The 17,972-nt window shown below is 69.8% G+C and carries 17 protein-coding genes; 10 read left to right on the top strand and 7 right to left on the bottom strand.

What is annotated here, in order from left to right; all coding sequences use genetic code 11:
• Positions 1–38 precede the first annotated feature (38 nt).
• The 6 genes from EX88_RS0111470 (at position 39) to EX88_RS0111440 (ending at position 6,104) form a co-directional block, all read left to right on the top strand.
• Entirely contained in the window at positions 39–1,040 is a 1,002-nt protein-coding gene (locus tag EX88_RS0111470; protein WP_051885007.1) for a lytic polysaccharide monooxygenase, read from the top strand.
• A gap of 131 nt (positions 1,041–1,171) precedes the next feature.
• The gene (locus EX88_RS0111465) at positions 1,172–1,738 is read left to right on the top strand and encodes a Sua5/YciO/YrdC/YwlC family protein (protein ID WP_031372127.1); all 567 of its coding nucleotides are present in this window, start codon (positions 1,172–1,174) and stop codon (positions 1,736–1,738) included.
• Between the two features lie 159 nt (positions 1,739–1,897).
• On the top strand, positions 1,898–2,674 hold the full coding sequence (locus EX88_RS0111460; RefSeq protein ID WP_031372126.1) for a DUF4124 domain-containing protein: 777 nt from the start codon (positions 1,898–1,900) through the stop codon (positions 2,672–2,674).
• On the top strand, positions 2,674–3,330 hold the full coding sequence (locus EX88_RS0111455) for a DUF4124 domain-containing protein (RefSeq protein ID WP_036148662.1): 657 nt from the start codon (positions 2,674–2,676) through the stop codon (positions 3,328–3,330). The genes EX88_RS0111460 and EX88_RS0111455 overlap by 1 nt, the downstream gene beginning before the upstream one ends.
• A 500-nt stretch (positions 3,331–3,830) precedes the next feature.
• On the top strand, positions 3,831–5,090 hold the full coding sequence (gene legP / locus EX88_RS26875) for a Dot/Icm T4SS effector Zinc-dependent metalloprotease LegP (RefSeq protein ID WP_051885005.1): 1,260 nt from the start codon (positions 3,831–3,833) through the stop codon (positions 5,088–5,090).
• A 15-nt stretch (positions 5,091–5,105) separates the two neighbouring features.
• Entirely contained in the window at positions 5,106–6,104 is a 999-nt protein-coding gene (locus tag EX88_RS0111440) for an MvdC/MvdD family ATP grasp protein (RefSeq protein WP_051885004.1), read from the top strand.
• Here the strand turns inward: EX88_RS0111440 and EX88_RS0111435 are convergent.
• A complete protein-coding gene (locus EX88_RS0111435) occupies positions 6,047–6,370 on the bottom strand; it encodes a YbaY family lipoprotein (protein ID WP_031372122.1) in 324 nt (107 codons plus the stop codon). The genes EX88_RS0111440 and EX88_RS0111435 overlap by 58 nt on opposite strands.
• A gap of 110 nt (positions 6,371–6,480) precedes the next feature.
• Complete coding sequence (locus EX88_RS0111430) at positions 6,481–7,257, bottom strand: SDR family oxidoreductase (protein ID WP_031372121.1); 777 nt, start codon at positions 7,255–7,257, stop codon at positions 6,481–6,483.
• An 85-nt stretch (positions 7,258–7,342) separates the two neighbouring features.
• Here EX88_RS0111430 and EX88_RS0111425 point away from each other — a divergent pair, with 85 nt between their 5' ends.
• On the top strand, positions 7,343–7,579 hold the full coding sequence (locus EX88_RS0111425; RefSeq protein ID WP_031372120.1) for a hypothetical protein: 237 nt from the start codon (positions 7,343–7,345) through the stop codon (positions 7,577–7,579).
• Positions 7,580–7,654: 75 nt separating this feature from the next.
• On the opposite strand, the gene sppA is transcribed toward EX88_RS0111425, so the two are convergent.
• Together sppA and EX88_RS0111415 are read right to left on the bottom strand one after the other, a co-directional pair.
• Positions 7,655–9,541, bottom strand: a complete 1,887-nt coding sequence (sppA, locus tag EX88_RS0111420) for a signal peptide peptidase SppA (RefSeq protein WP_031372119.1) — start codon at positions 9,539–9,541, stop codon at positions 7,655–7,657.
• Between the two features lie 112 nt (positions 9,542–9,653).
• A complete protein-coding gene (locus EX88_RS0111415) occupies positions 9,654–11,084 on the bottom strand; it encodes an MATE family efflux transporter (protein ID WP_081930882.1) in 1,431 nt (476 codons plus the stop codon).
• Positions 11,085–11,205: 121 nt separating this feature from the next.
• Here EX88_RS0111415 and EX88_RS24520 point away from each other — a divergent pair, with 121 nt between their 5' ends.
• Positions 11,206–12,684, top strand: a complete 1,479-nt coding sequence (locus tag EX88_RS24520; protein WP_051885002.1) for a DUF3667 domain-containing protein — start codon at positions 11,206–11,208, stop codon at positions 12,682–12,684.
• Complete coding sequence (locus EX88_RS26525) at positions 12,681–13,010, top strand: DUF4286 family protein (protein ID WP_161786116.1); 330 nt, start codon at positions 12,681–12,683, stop codon at positions 13,008–13,010. Before EX88_RS24520 ends, EX88_RS26525 begins: the two co-directional genes overlap by 4 nt.
• 54 nt (positions 13,011–13,064) lie before the next feature.
• On the opposite strand, the gene EX88_RS0111395 is transcribed toward EX88_RS26525, so the two are convergent.
• The 3 genes from EX88_RS0111395 to EX88_RS0111385 all read right to left on the bottom strand — a co-directional run bounded on the left by EX88_RS0111395 (position 13,065) and on the right by EX88_RS0111385 (position 15,040).
• Positions 13,065–13,382, bottom strand: a complete 318-nt coding sequence (locus tag EX88_RS0111395; protein ID WP_031372116.1) for an antibiotic biosynthesis monooxygenase family protein — start codon at positions 13,380–13,382, stop codon at positions 13,065–13,067.
• Positions 13,383–13,476: 94 nt separating this feature from the next.
• Positions 13,477–14,121 (bottom strand): DUF3106 domain-containing protein, encoded by a 645-nt coding sequence (locus EX88_RS0111390; protein WP_031372115.1) that lies wholly within the window; start codon positions 14,119–14,121, stop codon positions 13,477–13,479.
• Complete coding sequence (locus EX88_RS0111385) at positions 14,108–15,040, bottom strand: hypothetical protein (RefSeq protein ID WP_051885000.1); 933 nt, start codon at positions 15,038–15,040, stop codon at positions 14,108–14,110. Before EX88_RS0111385 ends, EX88_RS0111390 begins: the two co-directional genes overlap by 14 nt.
• A gap of 542 nt (positions 15,041–15,582) precedes the next feature.
• Between EX88_RS0111385 and EX88_RS0111380 the strand changes: the two genes are divergently transcribed.
• A complete protein-coding gene (locus tag EX88_RS0111380) occupies positions 15,583–17,835 on the top strand; it encodes a primosomal protein N' (protein ID WP_031372113.1) in 2,253 nt (750 codons plus the stop codon).
• Positions 17,836–17,972: the final 137 nt, after the last annotated feature.

Genomic DNA, 17,972 nt, shown 5'->3' with positions numbered 1-17,972 from the left:
GGGGGTGTCTTTCACCTATCCCGACGACAGGAGTCGCCATGAACCGCATTGCCCGCACCTCTCTCCTCGTATCCGGCGCCGCCTTGTGCGCAGCGCTGTCGCCCGTGTCCGCCGTCTGGGCGCACGGCACCTTCGTCAATCCGCAAAGCCGGATCTACAAGTGCTATCTCGGCAATAAAGAGAACCCGGCCGACCCGGCCTGCCGCGCCGCCTGGGCGGTCGCCGGACCGCAGCTGTTCTACGACTGGAACGGCATCAACCAGGCCAACGCCAACAGCAACCACCAGGCGGTGGTGCCCAACGGCAAGCTGTGCAGCGGCGGCAACCCGACCTTCCGCGGCCTCGACGTGCTGCGCAGCGACTGGCAGACCACCACGCTGCGTTCCGGCGCCAGCCACACCTTCACCTTCTATGCGACCGCACCGCACGCGACCAAGGAATGGACGTTCTATGTCACGCCGCAGGGCTGGAACCCGAGCACCGCGCTGCAGTGGAGCAGCATGCAGCAGTTCTGCAAGAGCGCGAAGGTGCCGCTGTCGAGCGGCAACAACTACCACATCACCTGCACCCTGCCGAACCGCACCGGCCGCCACGTGATCTACAACACCTGGCAGCGCTCGGACTCGACCGAAGCTTTCTACACCTGCATGGACGTCAACTTCAGCAACGCGCTGGCCGAGCGCAACTCGGCCTGGCGCGATGCCGGCAACCTCAACGTCGCCAACGACTATCCGGTCGGCACCACGGTCACCTTGCGCGTGTTCAACGCCGACGGTTCCGACGCCGAGAAGGTCGAGACCGTGCTGCGCGCCGGCGAGACCTCGGTGATCGACTGGCCGCGCCGGGTCGGCGACGAGGTCAACGCGCGTTCGCGTTTCGCCCGCATCGGCGAGAAGCGCGGCGCCGAGCTGATCCAGGCCAAGTCCGGCAGCGCCGGCAACCACGTCTGGCTGACCGGCAACCGCTCTTACGCCTTCGACGTGCGCCTGCCCGAGTCGGCCCAACCCTACGCCGACGAACACGCCCACCACGGCCACTGATCCGTCCGCTCGAACGGACGGAAGCTTTGCGGTCGTCGTGGCTTGAACGGCCCGGCCGGCTGCGAGGCCGCTCCCTGGAGCGGCCTCGCGCGTGCATGCGACACTCGCGGTTGCCACCGCCCGGAGCCGTCATGCCCGCCCCTGCCCTGTCCATCGCCGATGCCGCCGCCGCGCTCGCACGCGGTGGCGTCGTGGTGTACCCGACCGAAGCGGTCTGGGGCATCGGTTGCGATCCGCGCGACGAAGCCGCGGTGCATCGCCTGCTGACGATCAAGCGGCGGCCGGTCGACAAGGGGGTGATCCTGATCGCCGCGTCGATCGCCCAACTCGATGCCTGGGTCGACTGGGACGCCCTGCCGGCGCCGCGCCGCGAAGCCGTGCTCGCCAGTTGGCCGGGGCCGCATACCTGGGCGGTGCCGGCGACCGCGGCGCTGCCGTCGTGGATCAGCGGAGCCCATCGCAGCGTCGCGGTGCGGGTGACCGCGCACCCGCAGGCGCGTGCCCTGTGCGAGGCCTTCGGCCACGCCCTGGTCTCGACCAGCGCCAACCTCGCCGGCCATCCGCCGGCGTTCCGCCGCGGCGAACTCGACCCGGCCCTGCTCGCGCTCAGCGACGGCGTCTGCGAGGGCGAGACCGGCGGCCTGGCCGCGCCGACCGCGATCCGGGTGGCGCTCAGCGGCGAGGTCGTGCGGGGCTGAACATGCGCAGCTGACCGTGCACGGCTGAACTGGCACCGGCCCGTGCCCCGGCCGCGTCCCGCTCCGCTGCCGAACGCCTCGCCATCGGGTACTCACCACACGCCAGCTCGGCCGCGGATTCGACTTTCCCGTAACGCAGCGGAAGCGCAAGATGCGCGCATGTCCCGTGCCCGCCGCCTCCGCCTCGTACCGGCCGCGCTCTTGTCCAGCGTGCTCGCCGCCTGGCTGTGCGGCGGCGCGCTGTCCGGCAGCGCCCATGCCGCCGAGGTATTGATCTACCGCTGCACCGACGAGCGCGGCCACATCAGCCTGCGCGATACGCCGTGCACCGGCGGCCAGCGTCAGCAGACGATGACCATGATGCGGCCGGTCGACCCGCCGCCGCGCCCGCTCGACACCGCCGTCGCCGCACCGGCGCCGGTCGCCTCCGAACGCCGGCCGCAGCGCTTGATCGTGCACACGCCGCAGCCGATGTACGAATGCGTCCGCCCGGACGGCAGCAGCTACACCAGCAACAACGGCGACGGCAATCCGCGCATGATGCCGATCGTCGACCTGGGCTACGGCGTGCCGGTCTATAACAACCGCACCTCGCTCGGCGGCCGCATCGGTGCGCCGACCCCGCGCCTGGGCGATCCGAGCGCGCGCATCGCCATCGCCGGCCGCCACGGCAACGTCGCCTACGCCGGCACCGCGCGCTCCGGCGGGTATTATTCCGGCGGCTACGATTACGGTTACGGCGTCTACTACGGCAGCCAGCTGGTGCGCGACGAATGCCAGCAACTGCCGCAGCAAGAAGTCTGCAGCCGTCTGCGCGACCGTCGTTACGAAGGCGACCGCCGCTACAACAGCGCGCTGCAGAGCGAGCGCGCCCAGATCACCCAAGAACAGCGCGGCATCGATGCGCGCCTGAACGCCGATTGCGGAGCTTACTGATGCGTGTGTGGTGGTGCTTGTCCGTCCTGTTGCTGGCCTGCGCCGGCGTTTCCGCCCAGCCCGGCAAGGTCGTGATCTACCGCTGCACCGACGCCCTCGGCCAGTTGACCGTGCAGAACAACACGCCGTGCCCGAAAGGCAGCACGCAGGACAAGCGCGTGATCGATTCGGCGCCGTCGAGCGCGGCGCCGCCGTTGTTCATCACCTCGCCGGTGCCGCCGATCGCACCGGCCAACGCCCCGCCGCCGCACCCGCCGGTGTCCTCGCAACTGCCTTCGGTCAGCCGGCCGCCGCCGGCCAAGCCGGCCGCCCCCAAAATCGCCGACGGCGACCGCCTGCCGCCGCCGGTGCTGTTCGAATGCCGCACCTACGATAACGGCCGCTACCTCAGCGACGACGGCCGTCCGCCGCAGCGCTGTGCGGCGCTACAGACCACCGGCCTGGGCACCACCGCCTCCGGCGCCGGCGTGGCCTGCCAGATGGTCGACGACCAATGCCAGCGCCTGCCCGACGAAGCGCTGTGCGAAAACTGGAAGCAGCGCCTGCGCGAAGCCGAATCGGCTTTGCGTTTCGGTCGCAGCGACAGCCGCGACGCCTCCGCCGCCGAAGTCGCGCGCATCCAGCGCATCGTCACCGAGAGCACCTGCGGCCGCTGAGCCGCGCCGGCCGAGCTGCGCCGGCATCGCCCGATCGCCGACACAGCGCACATAAACGCGATCGGATCTGTCCGGCCGCGCACCGCAGGCGCGTTCCTATAGCTGGAGCCGCCGCAGCGAGGACGGCCCCGCCTCGTCGAGGGACACGACGCGCTGGACCACGGTGGACGACGCCAAGCACGGGCCGGCATCCCACTCGAACGGACATGCGAACTCGTTCGCGCGCTCGGCCATCGACACGCCGAGTGCGCCGAGCGCACCCACGCGTCGATCGCAGCCTCTTTGGCGCAAGCGTCGTACGCGATCGCCCGCCGCGGCCAGGCCCTGGCCGCCGCACGCATGCCGCTAGTCCACATCAGCAATCGCCGAGGCATCGGCGCGCCATCGCGCGCCACCCACGGCCCGAAGCCCGCCGCCGCGGCGACGGACACGCGGCGTCCTGCGCCTTCGCCGGCACGGGCCCGCGCCCGTGTCACCGCGACGGCGACAGGAGACGGCAGATGGCAACCAGGAAAGGCACCGCCGGCGATAAAGCCAAGCCGGCCAAACAAGGCGAATTCCGCGGCGGCGGCACCGTGCGCACCGCGTTGATCCGCGGCGAGACCTTCCGCGCGAAGGCCGTGCAGTACGTCGAAATCGACGGCATGGCGATGTTCGAAGGCGACATCGTGCTCGGCACGGTCGAGGAGGTCGAACGCATCTCGGACATGCTGCGCTCCGAATCCACTTCGGGCGTGGCGATGGCCGTGGCGATCAGCGGCTCGCAGTTCCGCTGGCCCGGCTGCAGGATCCCCTACACCATCGACCCGGCGTTGCCCAACACGGCTCGCGTCACCGATGCGATCGCGCATTGGGAAGCCAAGACGCGCTTCCGCTTCATCCTGCGCACCACCGAAGCCGATTACGTGACCTTCCGCCCCGGCAGCGGCTGCTCGGCCCAGGTCGGCCGGCGCGGCGGCCAGCAATTCGTCAACCTCGCCAGCAGTTGCAGCCTCGGCAACACCATCCACGAGATCGGCCACGTCGTCGGCCTGTGGCACGAGCAGAGCCGCGAGGACCGCGATTCGTTCGTGAGCATCCAGTGGGCCAACATCACCGCCGGCTACGAGCACAATTTCAACCAGCACATCAGCGACGGCGACGACATCGGCAGCTACGACTACGGCTCGATCATGCATTACCCGCGCAACGCGTTCTCGTCCAACGGCAAGGACACCATCGTGCCGATCGGCGCGGTGCCGCCGGGCACGGTGATCGGCCAGCGCAGCAGCCTGTCGGCCGGCGACATCGCCGCGGTCAATTCGTTCTGCCCGCTGACCACGATCAAGGAATCGCCCACCGACACGCTCAAGGAACGCATCAAGGAAGCGGTGCGCGACAAGCTCAGCGACACCCTCAAGGAAATCCGCAAGGACATCATCACCGACACGATCAAGGAGCAGGTCACCGACACGCGCAAGGAAGGCATCTTCGACCCGGGGCCGACCATCGCCGAAAACCTGACCCTGCCGGGACGTCCGCCGCTGCTGGTCAATCCGGCCGCGCGCGGCGCCTTGCCGTTCGCGATGGCGACCTCGGCCGGCGACGTCGGCGACGAGAACGCCGACACCGTGGCCGCGCTCGATGCCCAGTTGCAGCAGCTCGCCGAAGAACTCGCCCGCGCCGACATGGCCCGGGCCGCGCTGCAGTCGCAATACGACGAAACCGCCGCGGTACTCGCCCAACTGGCCCAATCCGGCGCCGGCGGCGGCAACGGCTGACCGGGAGAGCGTGCCGTGATCCTGCTGATTTCGCACCAAGCCGATGCCCATGCCCGTTGCGTGCTCGACCATCTGCAGGCGATGGAGCGACCGGCATTGCTGTTCGATCTGGCCGAGTTTCCGGATCGCGCCACGCTCTCGATCGATTACGCCGACGGCGCGCGTCCGCGCATCGACTATGCGCGCGCCGGCGGCGAACGCCATGCGCTCGACGAGGTGGGCTCGGTGTGGTGGCGCCGGCCGCAGGCGCCCGACCTGTCTTCGGTCACCGATGCGCAGGCGCACCTGTTCACCGCCAACGAATGGAACGAGGCGCTCAACGGCCTGTGGCGTCTGCTCGGCGACGCGCGCTGGATGAACGAGCCCGGCCGCGACGATGCCGCCTCGCGCAAGGCCGCGCAGTTGCGCATCGCCGCCGAACTCGGCTTCAAGGTGCCGCGCACCCTGATCAGTTCCGACCCGCAGCGCGTGCGCGAGTTCGTGCACGCGCTGGGGCCCGGCGCGACCGTGCACAAGACCTTCTCGTGCACCCATGCGGTGTGGCGCGAGACGCGCCTGCTCGGCGAGGACGACCTCGCCCACCTGGACACGGTCAGGCTGGCGCCGGTGATCTTCCAGGAGTTCGTGCCGGCCGCGGCCGACATCCGCGTCACCGCGGTCGGCGGGCGCTTGTTCCCGGCCGAGATCAAGCTCGACCCGGTGCCGGGTTCGATCGATTTCCGTCCCAACCTCGGCGCGGCGACGGTGCGCGAGCACGCGCTGCCGTTGCCGCTGCGGCAACGGCTGCTGGCGCTGATGCAACGGCTGGGCCTGGAGTACGGCGCGATCGACCTGCGCCTCACCCCGCAGGGCGAGTACTACTTCTTCGAGATCAACACCGCCGGCGAATTCCTCTTCATCGAACAGCGCACCGGGCAGCCGATCGGGCGCGCGGTGGCCGAATGGCTGGCCGGAGCTCAGTCGATGCGGCTGACGACCAGGGTCATCTCGGCGGAGGCGGTGCGCAGCGGGTAGGCACGGGTGGTGATGTAGTCGCCGACGGTGACTCGGCGGTCGCCGTCGCGATCGACGTGGACCCAAAAGGTGGCTTCGTCGGCGCTGGTATCGATCTCGATGCTCAGCGGCACGGCCTTGGCGTGCTCGGGCACGACCGCCTGCCATTCCTGCAGGGTGCGCGCCGGTGCGTCCTCGAACGAGGTGTCGCGCAACTGCACCCGCACGGGGCTGCCGGCCGGAAGTTCGGCCCCGTCGGCAGCGACGATGGTCAGCGAAACGCGCATGCCCGAAGTATACGCCCGCCGCTCATGCGCAACTGCCAAACCGCGCCCAGCAACGGGGCGCGGGCAGGCTCGCCCGGCCGCATCTTTCGGCGCGACCGGCGCCGCCGGGTTCAGAAACCGTAACGCTGGAAGCCGCCGTCCACCGCGATGCATTCGCCGGTGATGTAGCCCGCCGCCGGCAGGCACAGGAAGGCGACCGCGGCGGCCACTTCCTCGGCTTCGCCGATCCGGCCCAGCGGCGTGCGCAGCAGCACCTCGTCGAGATAATCCGGATCGGCGAGCTTGTCGGAGGTGCGGCGGGTGCGGATGTACCACGGCGCGACCGCGTTGACGCGGATGCCGTCCTCGGCCCATTCGACCGCGAGGTTGCGGGTCATCTGGTGCATCGCCGCCTTGCTCATGCCGTAGGGCGCGCCGGTGCGCACGTGCAGGTTGCCCGACACGCTGCCGATGTTGACGATGCTCGACGAGGCGTGGCGGGTCAGCAGGGCGTGCGCATAGCGCGACAGCTCGAAGGCCGAGAACAGGTTGATCTCGAAGATCTGCCGCCACTCGTCCTCGGTGTAGTCGTTGGTCGGCTTGCTGCGGTTGCCGCCGGCGTTGTTGACCAGGATGTGCAGGCCTTCGCCGAAATCCTCGACCCAGTCGAGCAGCTCGCGACGCTGCTCGTCGTCGGCGACGTCGGCGACGAAGCCTTGCACCTCGCGTTCGGGAAAGTCCTCGAGCAGCTCGGCCCGCGCCGATTCCAGCGCCGCGGCGTCGCGCGCCGCCAGCAGCACGTCGGCGCCGAAACCGAGCAGTTCGCGGGCGATCGCGCGGCCGATCCCGGCGCTGCCGCCGGTCACCAGCGCGAGCTGTCCGTCCAATCGCCAACGTTTCGGGTCCATGCCGTCCTCCAACCAGTCTCGGATCGACGCGCGAGCTGCGCGACGGGCGTAGCATAACGGCGTTCGCCGACCCAGGACGCCCGCCATGACGCCTCACCGGATCGTACCGATAGCCTTATCCCTGGCGACCGCCGCGCTGCTGTGCGCGCTGGCGGCCTGCTCCAAGCCGCAACCGCCGGACAAGGAGCGTCCGGTCGAACCGCAGGCGACGCAGCTGCGCGATGCGATCCAGCAACCGATCGAACAGGCGAAGTCGACCGAGGCCGCGGTCGACGAAGCCGCGCAGCAGCAGCGCGCGGCGATCGAAGCCGCCGGCGGCTGAGCCGGCGCCGGGCGCAAAAAAAACGGGCCGCGATGCGGCCCGTTTGGTTGACTCGGCGAGCGGGGCGAACCCGGCTCAGAGCTCGCAGAAGCAGTAGGCCAGCGCCTTGATCGGCACGCCGCTGGTCGGCTTGACCGAGCTTTGCAGGAAGCGCAGGTCGGCGGCCGCCTGCGGCATCGCCTCGCTCAGCAGACCACGGGCGAAATCGGACTGGCCGAGCAACGCCGCACCGGCGCGGCTCTGGGCGAAGCCGGCGAAGAAACGCTCGAATGGGGTCGGCATCTTCTCGACGTAACGCACGCGGTAGTCCTCGACCTTGCCGAGCTTGGCGCGGGCGGCGACGTCGGCGATCGCTTCGGGCAGGCCGCCGAGGGCATCGACCAAACCGCGCTCCTTGGCTTGCGCGCCGCTCCAGACGCGGCCGCGCGCAACCGCATCGATGTCGGCGACCGGGCGCTTGCGCGCCGTGGCGACGCGACCGGTGAAATCGGCATAGCCCTTGTCGATGACGTTCTGGATCACCGCGCCGACTTCCGGCGACAGCGGACGGGTGATGTCGAAGGCGCCGGCCAGGCGGGTGGTGCCGACGCCGTCGGTGTGCACGCCGATCTTCTCGAGCGCGCGCGGCACGGTCGGGATCATGCCGAAGATGCCGATCGAACCGGTGATGGTCGAGGGATCGGCGTAGATCTTGTCGGCGTTCATCGAGATCCAGTAACCGCCGGAAGCGGCCAGGTCGCCCATCGACACCACCACCGGCTTGCCGGCCGCCTTGAGGGCGACGATCTCGCGGCGGATCTGCTCGGAGGCGAACACCTCGCCGCCGGGCGAATCCACCCGCAGCACCAGCGCCTTGACGTGATCGTCGTCGCGCGCCTCGCGCAGCAGGGCCGCGGTGGAGACGCCGCCGATCGTGCCCGGCGGCTGCTCGCCGCCGGAGATCTCGCCTTCGGCGACGACGATGGCGACCTGCGGACGGGTGTCGGCCGGATTGACCACGCGGTCGAGGCCGGCGACATAGGCCTCGAACGAAATCTGACGGAAGCCGCCGTCGGCGTCTTCGTCGGCGACGCCGCGCTTGGTCAGCAGGGTGTCGACTTCCTCGCGCGTCTTCAGGCCGTCGACCAGCTTCTGCTGCACCGCGTACTTGCCCAGGTCGCCCTTGACCGCGGCCAGGCGCTGCGGCAATTCGTCGATGCCGGCGGCGAGCTGGGCCGGATCGAGCTTGCGCGCCTTGGCGACGTCGCCGAGGTAGCGCGACCACAGATCGTTCATCCAGAACAGGTCGGCGGTCTTGGACTCTTCCGAGGCGGCGTCGAGGATGTAGGGTTCGGCGGCCGACTTGAACTCGCCGACGCGGAACAGGTGCACGTCGACGCCGAGCTTGTCCTGCAGGCCTTCGCGGTAGTACTGGCGATAGCGGCCGAGACCTTCGATCAGCAGCCCGCCCATCGGGTCGAGGAAGACCTCGTTGGCCTGCGCCGCGATCAGGTACTGCTTCTGGTCCATGCTCTCGGAGAAGGCGATGACTTCCTTCTTGCTCGCCTTCAGGCGCGCGACCGCTTCGGACAGCTCGCGCATCGAGGCCATGCCCGAGGTCTGCAGCTTGTCCAGGCGCAGCACGACGCGCTCGATGCGCTTGTCGTCCTTGGCCGCGTCCAGCGCGCGCAACAGGTCGCGCAGCTGCACTTCCTCGTTCTTGTCGCCGAAGATGCGGCCGAGCGCGCGCGAGGCCGGGTCGCTGCTGTATTGCTCGACCAGCGCGCCTTCCGGCGCGATCACCAGGGTGGTGCGATCCAGCAGAGGCTGTGCCCGACCGCCGAAGACCACGGCCAGCAGAAAGAAGAACAGGAAACCGAAGAACGCCAGGTTGAAGATCAACCGGCGGGTGAAGTTCATCGTGTCCCAGGCGCCGACGAAGAAACGGGCCAAGGGGCCGCGACGCGGGGCGGTATCGTTCATTGCACAGGCTCCATGTGTACAGGCGCAGACTAACCCGGCGCGGTGCCGGGTTTCATCCGCCATTCGTAACGCAGATTTTCAAGCGGTAATGGGCTTTTAGCGCAGCCGTCGTTCAGGCTTCGCGGGTGCAACCGGTCTCGCGCGGATCGACCTCGTGCGGCGACTCCTCGGCCATGCGCCGGGCCAGGCGCTCGGGCTCGCTCGAGCGCATGAAGCGCGTGCACAGCAGCACCGAGGCCACGGTCAGGCCGGCGATCAGGCCGATCCACATGCCCTTCGGGCCCCAGCCCAGGCCCAGGCCGAGGCCGGCGCCGACCGGCATGCCGACGCCCCAATAGGCCAGCGCGGCCAGGATCATCGGCCTGCGGGTGTCCTTGAGCCCGCGCAGCGCGCCGGCCGACAGCACCTGGATGCCGTCGGGGAACTGGAACGCGGCGGCGTACAGCAGCAGCGAGGCGGCCAGGGTCGCGACCGCGGCGTCGGCGGTGTAGAAGCTCACCAGCAGATCGTTGGCGGTCAGCAGCAGGATGCCCGAAAGCAACTGGGTGCCGACCACGATCGCATAGCCGGCGAACGCCGCGTTGCGCACGCCGTGGTAGTCGCGCCGGCCCAGGGAATGGCCGACCCGCACCGTGGTCGCCTCGGCCAGGCCCATCGGCACCATGAAGCACAGCGCCGACAGGTTGATCGCGATCTGATGCGCCGACGCCGGCACTTCGCCGAGGCGGCCGATCAACAGGGCGGTGACGATGAACAGACTGCCCTCCATCAACACCGTCACCCCGATCGGCAGGCCGGTCGCGAGCAGGCCGCGGATGGTCGGCCAATGCGGCGGGTCGAAGCGCTCGAACAGGCGCAGGTCGGCGAAGCGCCTGGCCTTGCGCAGCACCAGGAAGAAGCCGATCGCCTGCACCCACAGCATCGCCGCCGAGGCGATGCCGAGCCCGCCCGCGCCCATTTCCGGCAGGCCGAACTTGCCGAAGGTCAGCACGTAGCCCAGCGGCAGCAGGATCAACAGGCCGCCGGCGCTGAGCAACATCGTCGGCAGAGTCCAGTGCAGGCCCTCGCTGAGATAGCGCATGCAGAAGAACAGGGTCAGCGCCGGCACGCCCCAGCGGATGCCGTGCAGGAAGTCGCGCGCGCCGGGAATGATCTCCGCCGCGATCCCCATCGCCGCCAGCGCGTGCGGGATCAGGGTCAGGAACGCAAACAAAAACACGCTCAACAGCACCGCCATCCACAATGCCTGGCGGAACAAGCCACCGATTTCGCCGCGGCGGCCGGCGCCTTCGAGCTGCGATACCGAGGGCGGCACCGACAGCAGGGTGCCGATCGGCACCATCATCGGCAGCCACCACAAGGCGGTGCCGATGGTGACCGAGGCCAGGGTGGTGGTGCTGTGGTGGCCGGCGAGGGTGTTGTCGACGAAGCCGATCAGGCCGGTGGAAACGTGGCCGGCGACGAGCGGCGCGGCCAGGACGACGGTAGTACGGATCTCCCCGGCCAGACCGGCGCGGGAGATGGAAGGAGATGACGCAGACATGGGAGAGGACCAACAGCACGACTGCGGCCGCGCATCCGGTCTAGGGCGCTGGCGCCGGGTCGCGGCGGACGGCTATCTTACCCGCTCGAAAGTGAAGGCCGGGGAGCCTGATCGATTCCAGATGACCGACTCTTCATCTTCGGCCGCCGGCGGCCATGGCGACCTGACTCATTGCGAGAACTGCCAGACCTTGTTGCAGGGGCATTACTGCCATGTCTGCAGCCAGTCGGTGGTCAACCCGATCCGCCACGCCGGCCACGCCCTGGAAGAGGTGTTCGAGTCGTTCTGGCACCTCGACGGGCGCATTTTCCGCACTTTGCGCGATCTGCTGTCTCCGGGCCGGGTCGCCCGCAACTACATCGGCGGCCATCGCGTTCGCTATGTCGCGCCGCTGCGCCTGTTCGTGATCGTCTCGGTGCTGACCTTCTTCGTCGCCCAGTTCGCGATCCACATCGACGAGGGCACCCAGGGCTTCGACGTGCACACCATGCAGAACACCACGGTGCGCCTGGGCAACAGCAAGAAGCAGATCAAGAACGCCGACAGCATCGTCGAGGTCGAAGCGCTGCGCGCGCGCACGGTCAAGGAACTGCAGGCGGCCAGCCAGGCGGTGCCGGCCGAGGCGCGCAACGCTATCGACACTTCGATCAACACGATCAACCGCCAGGCCGACAAGCGCATCGAAAAGCTGCGCATCGACCAGGGCCTGGACGCGAAGCAGGTCGCCGAGCAGAAAGCGGCCGGCGTGCGCGACGCGTTCGTGCCCAAGAGCGGCACCCTCGAAGCGGCCAAGACCCTGGCCGAGGTCGAACGGGTGCGCGACGAGCGCATCGCGCCGCTGCAGGCCGGACTGGCCAAGCTGGCGCCGAAATCCACCGCGGCGATCGAGCAGGCCAACAAGATCCGCCTGGTCAACGCCGAAGCCGGCTGCCGCGCCGCCCAGTTGCAACAACTGCATGCGCTGGCCAGCGAAGGCCCGGTCGCGCGCAAGTCCGATCCGGAGCGCTACGGCGAGACCGATTGCGAAGACATCGGCGACCCGCTGTCGTTCAACGGCAAGGCCTGGAACGCGCAGACCAATCCGCTGATCGTGAGCTGGTGGCCGAAGGCCGCCAACGACTGGCTCAACAAACAGGTCGGCCGCGGCGAAGCCAACATCAAGCGCCTGCGCAAGGAACCCTGGCGCTATGTGCACACGCTGATCAGCGCGGTGCCGACCGCCCTGTTCCTGATGGTGCCGCTGTTCGCGCTGTTGCTGAAGATCGCCTACCTGGGCTCGGGGCGCGGCTATCTCGAACACCTGGCGGTCGCGCTCTACAGCCACGTCTACCTGTGCCTGTCGATCCTGGCGATGTTCGTCTTGATGCTGCTCGGCGGCGCGATTACTCCGCACTGGCCGGGCTTCGTCTGGATCGGCGGCTGGGGCATCGGCCTGCTGTGGGCGTGGATGCCGATCTATCTGCTGATCATGCAAAAGCGCGTATACGGCAACGGTTGGCTGGTGACCCTGCTGCGCTACAGCGTGATCGGCACGCTGTATTTCTTCCTGCTGACCTTCGCCGCGATGATCCTGGCGGTGGCCGCCGTGGTGCGGATGTGAGCGCGCATTCCGCCGGCGAGGTGGTCTACGAGGTCACGCTCGACCTCGACGGCGCCATCGCCGACGAGTATCTGCAGTGGCTGCGCGCGCACATCGCCGAGATCTGCGCCCTGCCCGGCTTTCTCGGCGCCGACTTGCACGAAACCCTGGAACCCTCTGCGCCGGACGGCCGCGTCGGCTTGTGCGTGCAGTACCGCCTGCGCGACCGGGCCGCGCTCGAAGACTACCTGCGCGAACATGCGCCACGGCTGCGCGCCGACGGCATGGCGCGCTTCGGCGGCCGCTTCAACGCCTCGCGCCGAGTGCTGCGGACGCTGCAGCGCTGACTCGCGGGCGGCTTGCGCGGTAGCACTGATGTTGCGGCGACGACGGCGCGACGCTCAGGCCATCGCCGTCTTCGCCCCGACCACCGCCGTCGGCGCGTAATGCCGCATTTCCTCGATCGCGCCGATGTAGCCGCGGATCGCGGCGAGAAAGTCGCGGAACTCCGGACTGCCGCGGAAGCCCTGCAGATGGCCCTCGGCGCTGTCCCACTCGATCCGCAGCAGATAACGATGCGGTTCGTCGAGGCAACGCGAGAGCTCGTAGGCCAGGCAATGCTTTGATGCGTCCAGCACGAGAGCGGCGCGCGCGTAATCGCGCTCGAAGGCCGCGCAGGCGTCGGGTTCGAGGGTGTAGCGGATGTATTCGACGATCATGCGTGCAGGCCTGGCGGAGGGTCGCGCCGACGCTAGCAGGCCGCGGCGACGGCGGATGTAACAAGGCTTGCCACCGCCACCGCCGTCACAAGGCTCAGCGCTGCAGTTCTTCGCTGAGCCACGCGCCGCGGTTCGGCGCCGGGGTCGCGAGCAGCCCGCTGCGCAGGCGTTGGCGGTCGTGCGGCGGCGTGCGCTGGACCAGCACCGCCAGGTCCTTGCGTTGCATCGGCGTCATCGCGCGCAAGGCCTCGCGCATGGCGCCGTGCTGGGCTTCGGGCATCTGCGCCAGCAAGGGCTGCAGGGCCGGGTAGTCGGCGCCGAGCGCAGGCCCGAGCAACCAACCGCGGCGATCGCTGCGGTCGATGGCGTCGAACTGCGCGCGCAAGGCCTGCTGCTGGTCGGGCGGCAGGGCCGCGTAGCGTGCCGCCGCGGCCTGGGTCTGGGCGCGTTCCTCGGCGCTCAAGACCTGCCAGGCCAGATAGCGTTCGCGGCGCTCGCCGCGTTGCTGCACGCTCAGGGCATCCCACTGCGCCGCACGATGGTTGAAGTCGCGGCGTTGATCCGGGCTCCAGCCGGCCCAGCGCTTGGCGTTTTCCTGCAGCCGCGCCTGTACCGACGGCGGCAGGCGCTGCAGGATCTCGCCGAGATCGGGCGGCAGGGCCGCGGCCGGGGTCAGCGCCGCAACCGCAGCCAGGGCCAGGCCGCATACCCAACGGCGCGGGGAATCACTGCGGCGCATCGCTGCTCTCCAGGCCTTCGCTTTCGGGGGCGTCGGTTTCCGAACCCGGCGCCGGCGCGCCGGCGGGGGCGTCGCTGGCCACCGGCGCGTCGGCCGGAGCCGGCGCCAGCAGCGGGATGGTGCCGGCGTCGCGCGCGGCGAGCCAGCTGTGGAAGTCGACCTCGGCCGCGGCGGCCTGGCCGTCCGGGTCGGCGAGCAAGGCGAAATCGCGGTGAGCGATCAGCCCGGCCTCGTGGCTGTAGCGCTGGGCGGGCGCGGCGGCCTCCGGCAAGGGGCTGACCCGCACCCCGTCGGGGCCGCCGAGCCAGCCGCCGGCGAACCCGCCGAACGGCCAGAAGGTCGCCGCGAACGCCAGCACGCACAGCACCAGCAGGCTCCACAACAGCGGCATCAGCCAGCGCGGACGCGAGCGCGGCGCGGCCTCGGCACGGGCCCCGACGGTGGCGGTTACCGCCACACCCTGCAGGGCCGCTTCGCGTACCTGACCGAGACGGGCCAGGCGCTCGGCCGGCAGGGTCTTGATGCGGCGGTGCACCTGCTCGCGCAGTTGCTGCCAGGCCTGCGGATCGGCGCGGCCGTCGGCATGACGCGGCAGGGCGCGTTGCAGGGCCAGGCGATAGGTCGCCGGGGCGACGCCGAGCACCGCGGCGGCCTCGCCCTCGCCGAGCCCGGCGGCCAGACGCAGCAACAGGGCGGCACGCGGGCCGCTGCCGAGGTCGGCGAGACGGTCGGTGGCCTCGACCGCGATCGCGACCGGGGTGCGGTGGCGCAGGCCGGGCTGGGTCAGCAGCAGCGCCCAGAACCGGGTCGGCCAGTCGCTGAGCGAGGCGTCGGCAGCGACCTGGCGGAAACCGGCCATCGCCGAAGCCAGCGCGGCGTCGCCGGCGGCGGCATCGCCTGCCTGCAATTCGGCCAGCACGGCGCCGCGCCGTTCGACGCCCCGAAGGAAGGCCGAGAGGGCTGCCGGAGCGTTTTGCCGGGGGGCGGTAGAGCTGGGGGACGGGGGTCTGGAACTCATCGGAACGACTTCACCATACGCTCCATCATAGCGAGGCTGGCGGCGTGCAAAACCGCTTGACAAAGCGCCGACGCGCGCCAGCGCGAAGCAGGACGCGGCCTGCGATCAAAAGTGGTTGTGCACAGCAGTAATGGAAACGTCATCAAGCCTCGGTTTGCCGGCGGCGAGAACCGCATGACAGCCATGTTTCACGGCTAAGGCTCTGATAAATATATAAATAACCGCGTTGGCACTTTTTTCACCAACCTAACCCGAGGGCTTATTTCAACGCTCTCGCGCATCGCTGCCGACCCGCCATGCACAGATTTATCCACAGCCCGTGTGGATAAGGGGGATTTCCCTTGGTATACCGCAAGTTACGTGATTAATGTCACGTAATAGCGAGCTATGGCCTGCAACTCCTTCGGCTGCCGCCGATCGTTCCCGGTCGCTAGACTGGCGTCATGCCCGAGGCCCTGTTTCCACCGCCGTCGACTGTCTGGCGCGTCGCCCTGCCGCTGCCGTTGCCGCGGCTGTTCGACTATCTGCCGCCTGCGAGCCAGGCCGACGGCGACGCCGCGGTCGGCCACCGGGTGCGGGTACCGTTCGGCCGCCGCGAGTTGGTCGGGGTGGTCGCCGAAGTCGGCGCGCCCGAGTACGAGACCGACCCGGCCGCGCTCAAGACCGCCCTGGGCCGGATCGATGCCGACCCGCTGCTGCACGGCGAGCTGTTCGACTCGCTGCGCTGGCTGGCCCGCTACACCCATGCCCCGCTCGGCGAGGTCCTGGCGACCGCCCTGCCCGGGCCGCTGCGCCATGGCGAGCCGCTGCCCGACACCCATGCCTGGGCCTGGTGTCTGACCGAGGCCGGCCGCACCGGCCGCGAAGGCCTGCGCGCCGGCCGCCCGCGCCGCCTCGCCGACCTGCTGCAGGACGGCCCCCAGGACGAAGACCGTCTCGACGAGGCCCTGGACGAGTGGCGCAGCGCCGCGCGCGCCCTGGCCAAGCGCGATCTGGCCGAGCGCATCGCCGTCCCGGCCAGCGCGCGTGCGCCGGCGCCGCGCCCGGGGCCGGCGCTCAACGAGGAACAGCAGGACGCCGTCGACACGGTGTTGGCCGCCGACGGCTTCGTGCCCTTCCTGCTCGACGGCGTCACCGGCAGCGGCAAGACCGAGGTCTACCTGCACGCGATCGCCGACTGCCTGGCGCGCGGCAAGCAGGCCCTGGTGCTGGTGCCGGAGATCGGCCTGACCCCGCAGACCCTGGCGCGGTTCCGCGCCCGCCTCGGCGTGCCGATCCACGCCCTGCACTCGGGCCTGTCCGACGGCGAACGCGCCCGCACCTGGGCCGCGTTCGCGCGCGGCGAAGCGCGGGTCGCGGTCGGCACCCGCTCGGCGGTGTTCCTGCCGCTGCTGCAGCCGGGCCTGATCGTGATCGACGAGGAACACGACGGCAGCTTCAAGCAGCAGGACGGCATCCGTTATCACGCCCGCGACTTCGCCCTGGTCCGGGCCAAGGCCCTGAACATACCGATCCTGCTCGGCAGCGCCACGCCCTCGCTGGAGTCGCTGCGCAACGTCCAGGCCGGGCGCTACGGCCATCTGCGCCTGCAACGCCGCGCCGGCCAGGCGCAGGCGCCGCAGGTGCGGGTGGTCGACGTGCGCAAGCGCCCGATCGAGGCCGGCCTGTCGCCGGAATTGGTCGACGCCATCGCCCAAGCGCTCCACGCCGGCGGCCAGGTGTTGGTGTTCAAGAACCGGCGCGGCTATGCGCCGGTGCTGTTGTGCCACGACTGCGGTTGGACCGCGCACTGCCCGCGTTGCAGCACCCCGCTCAAAGGCACGCCGATGACCGTGCACGGCGGCGGCCGGCGCCTGCAATGCCACCACTGCGGTACGCGCCGGCCCGCACCGAACGCCTGCCCCGACTGCGGCGGCCTGGCCCTGCAATCGCAGGGCGCCGGCACCGAACGCATCGAAGAGTCCCTGAGCGCGCGCTTCCCCGATTACCCCGTGCGCCGCATCGACCGCGGCACCACTCAGCGCCGCGACGCGCTCGAACAGCATTTGGCCGAGTTCGGCACCGCGCCCGGCATCCTGGTCGGCACGCAGATGCTCGCCAAGGGCCACGACCTGCCGAACCTGACCCTGGTCGCGGTGGTCGGCATCGACGAAGGCTTGTTCAGCGCCGACTTCCGCGCGCCGGAAAAACTCGCCCAACTATTGATCCAGGTGGCCGGCCGCGCCGGCCGCGCCGACAAACTCGGGCAAGTGCTGTTGCAGACTCACCATCCCGAGCATCCGCTGCTGCATACGCTGTTGACCGGCGGCTATGCCGCGTTCGCCGAAACCGAGCTCGCGCAACGCGAAGCCGCCGATTTTCCGCCGTTCGCGCACATGGCCCTGCTGCGCGCCGAAGCGCAGGAGGTCGACGTCGCCAATGCGTTCCTGGGCAAGGCACGGCGCGAGATCGATGCCTTCGCCGACCCGCGCCGGCGCCCCGCACCGGGACAGCGCCCCGCCCTGGAGATCAACGGCCCCTTGCCGGCGCCGATGCCGCGCCGCGCCGGTTACCAACGCGCGCAGCTGATCCTGACCGCGCTGGAGCGGCGCCATCTGCACGCCGCGCTCGACGCCGCCCTGCCGGCGATCTACGCCTGCCCGGAAGCGCGCAAGGTGCGCTGGTCTTTGGACGTCGATCCGATCGATTTGTACTGAGCCGCGCGTGTGCCCCCTTTGAAAAGGGGCTGTGGAGTTGCCGTTACCGTTGCCGTTGCCGTGATTTTGATCTGCTTTGCGGCTTTACCGGTCAAGTGGAGACCCGGAGGGCGGCGCACAGGACGTGCGCCGTTTTC

The sequence above is a fragment of the Lysobacter antibioticus genome (assembly GCF_000731095.1).
Lineage (GTDB): Bacteria > Pseudomonadota > Gammaproteobacteria > Xanthomonadales > Xanthomonadaceae > Lysobacter > Lysobacter antibioticus_B.
The sequence above is the reverse complement of the archived record's forward strand: the minus strand, read 5'-3'. Positions and strand labels throughout refer to the sequence as shown.

Coding starts and splice junctions, on each gene's coding strand:
- EX88_RS0111435 (WP_031372122.1), bottom strand. CDS start 6,370: ATGCGCGTTTCGCTGACCATCGTCGCTGCCGACGGGGCCGAACTTCCG.
- EX88_RS0111470 (WP_051885007.1), top strand. CDS start 39: ATGAACCGCATTGCCCGCACCTCTCTCCTCGTATCCGGCGCCGCCTTG.
- EX88_RS0111415 (WP_081930882.1), bottom strand. CDS start 11,084: ATGTCTGCGTCATCTCCTTCCATCTCCCGCGCCGGTCTGGCCGGGGAG.
- EX88_RS0111390 (WP_031372115.1), bottom strand. CDS start 14,121: ATGCGCCGCAGTGATTCCCCGCGCCGTTGGGTATGCGGCCTGGCCCTG.
- EX88_RS24520 (WP_051885002.1), top strand. CDS start 11,206: ATGACCGACTCTTCATCTTCGGCCGCCGGCGGCCATGGCGACCTGACT.
- EX88_RS0111465 (WP_031372127.1), top strand. CDS start 1,172: ATGCCCGCCCCTGCCCTGTCCATCGCCGATGCCGCCGCCGCGCTCGCA.
- EX88_RS0111395 (WP_031372116.1), bottom strand. CDS start 13,382: ATGATCGTCGAATACATCCGCTACACCCTCGAACCCGACGCCTGCGCG.
- EX88_RS0111455 (WP_036148662.1), top strand. CDS start 2,674: ATGCGTGTGTGGTGGTGCTTGTCCGTCCTGTTGCTGGCCTGCGCCGGC.
- EX88_RS0111380 (WP_031372113.1), top strand. CDS start 15,583: ATGCCCGAGGCCCTGTTTCCACCGCCGTCGACTGTCTGGCGCGTCGCC.
- sppA (WP_031372119.1), bottom strand. CDS start 9,541: ATGAACGATACCGCCCCGCGTCGCGGCCCCTTGGCCCGTTTCTTCGTC.
- EX88_RS0111460 (WP_031372126.1), top strand. CDS start 1,898: ATGTCCCGTGCCCGCCGCCTCCGCCTCGTACCGGCCGCGCTCTTGTCC.
- EX88_RS0111430 (WP_031372121.1), bottom strand. CDS start 7,257: ATGGACCCGAAACGTTGGCGATTGGACGGACAGCTCGCGCTGGTGACC.
- legP (WP_051885005.1), top strand. CDS start 3,831: ATGGCAACCAGGAAAGGCACCGCCGGCGATAAAGCCAAGCCGGCCAAA.
- EX88_RS0111425 (WP_031372120.1), top strand. CDS start 7,343: ATGACGCCTCACCGGATCGTACCGATAGCCTTATCCCTGGCGACCGCC.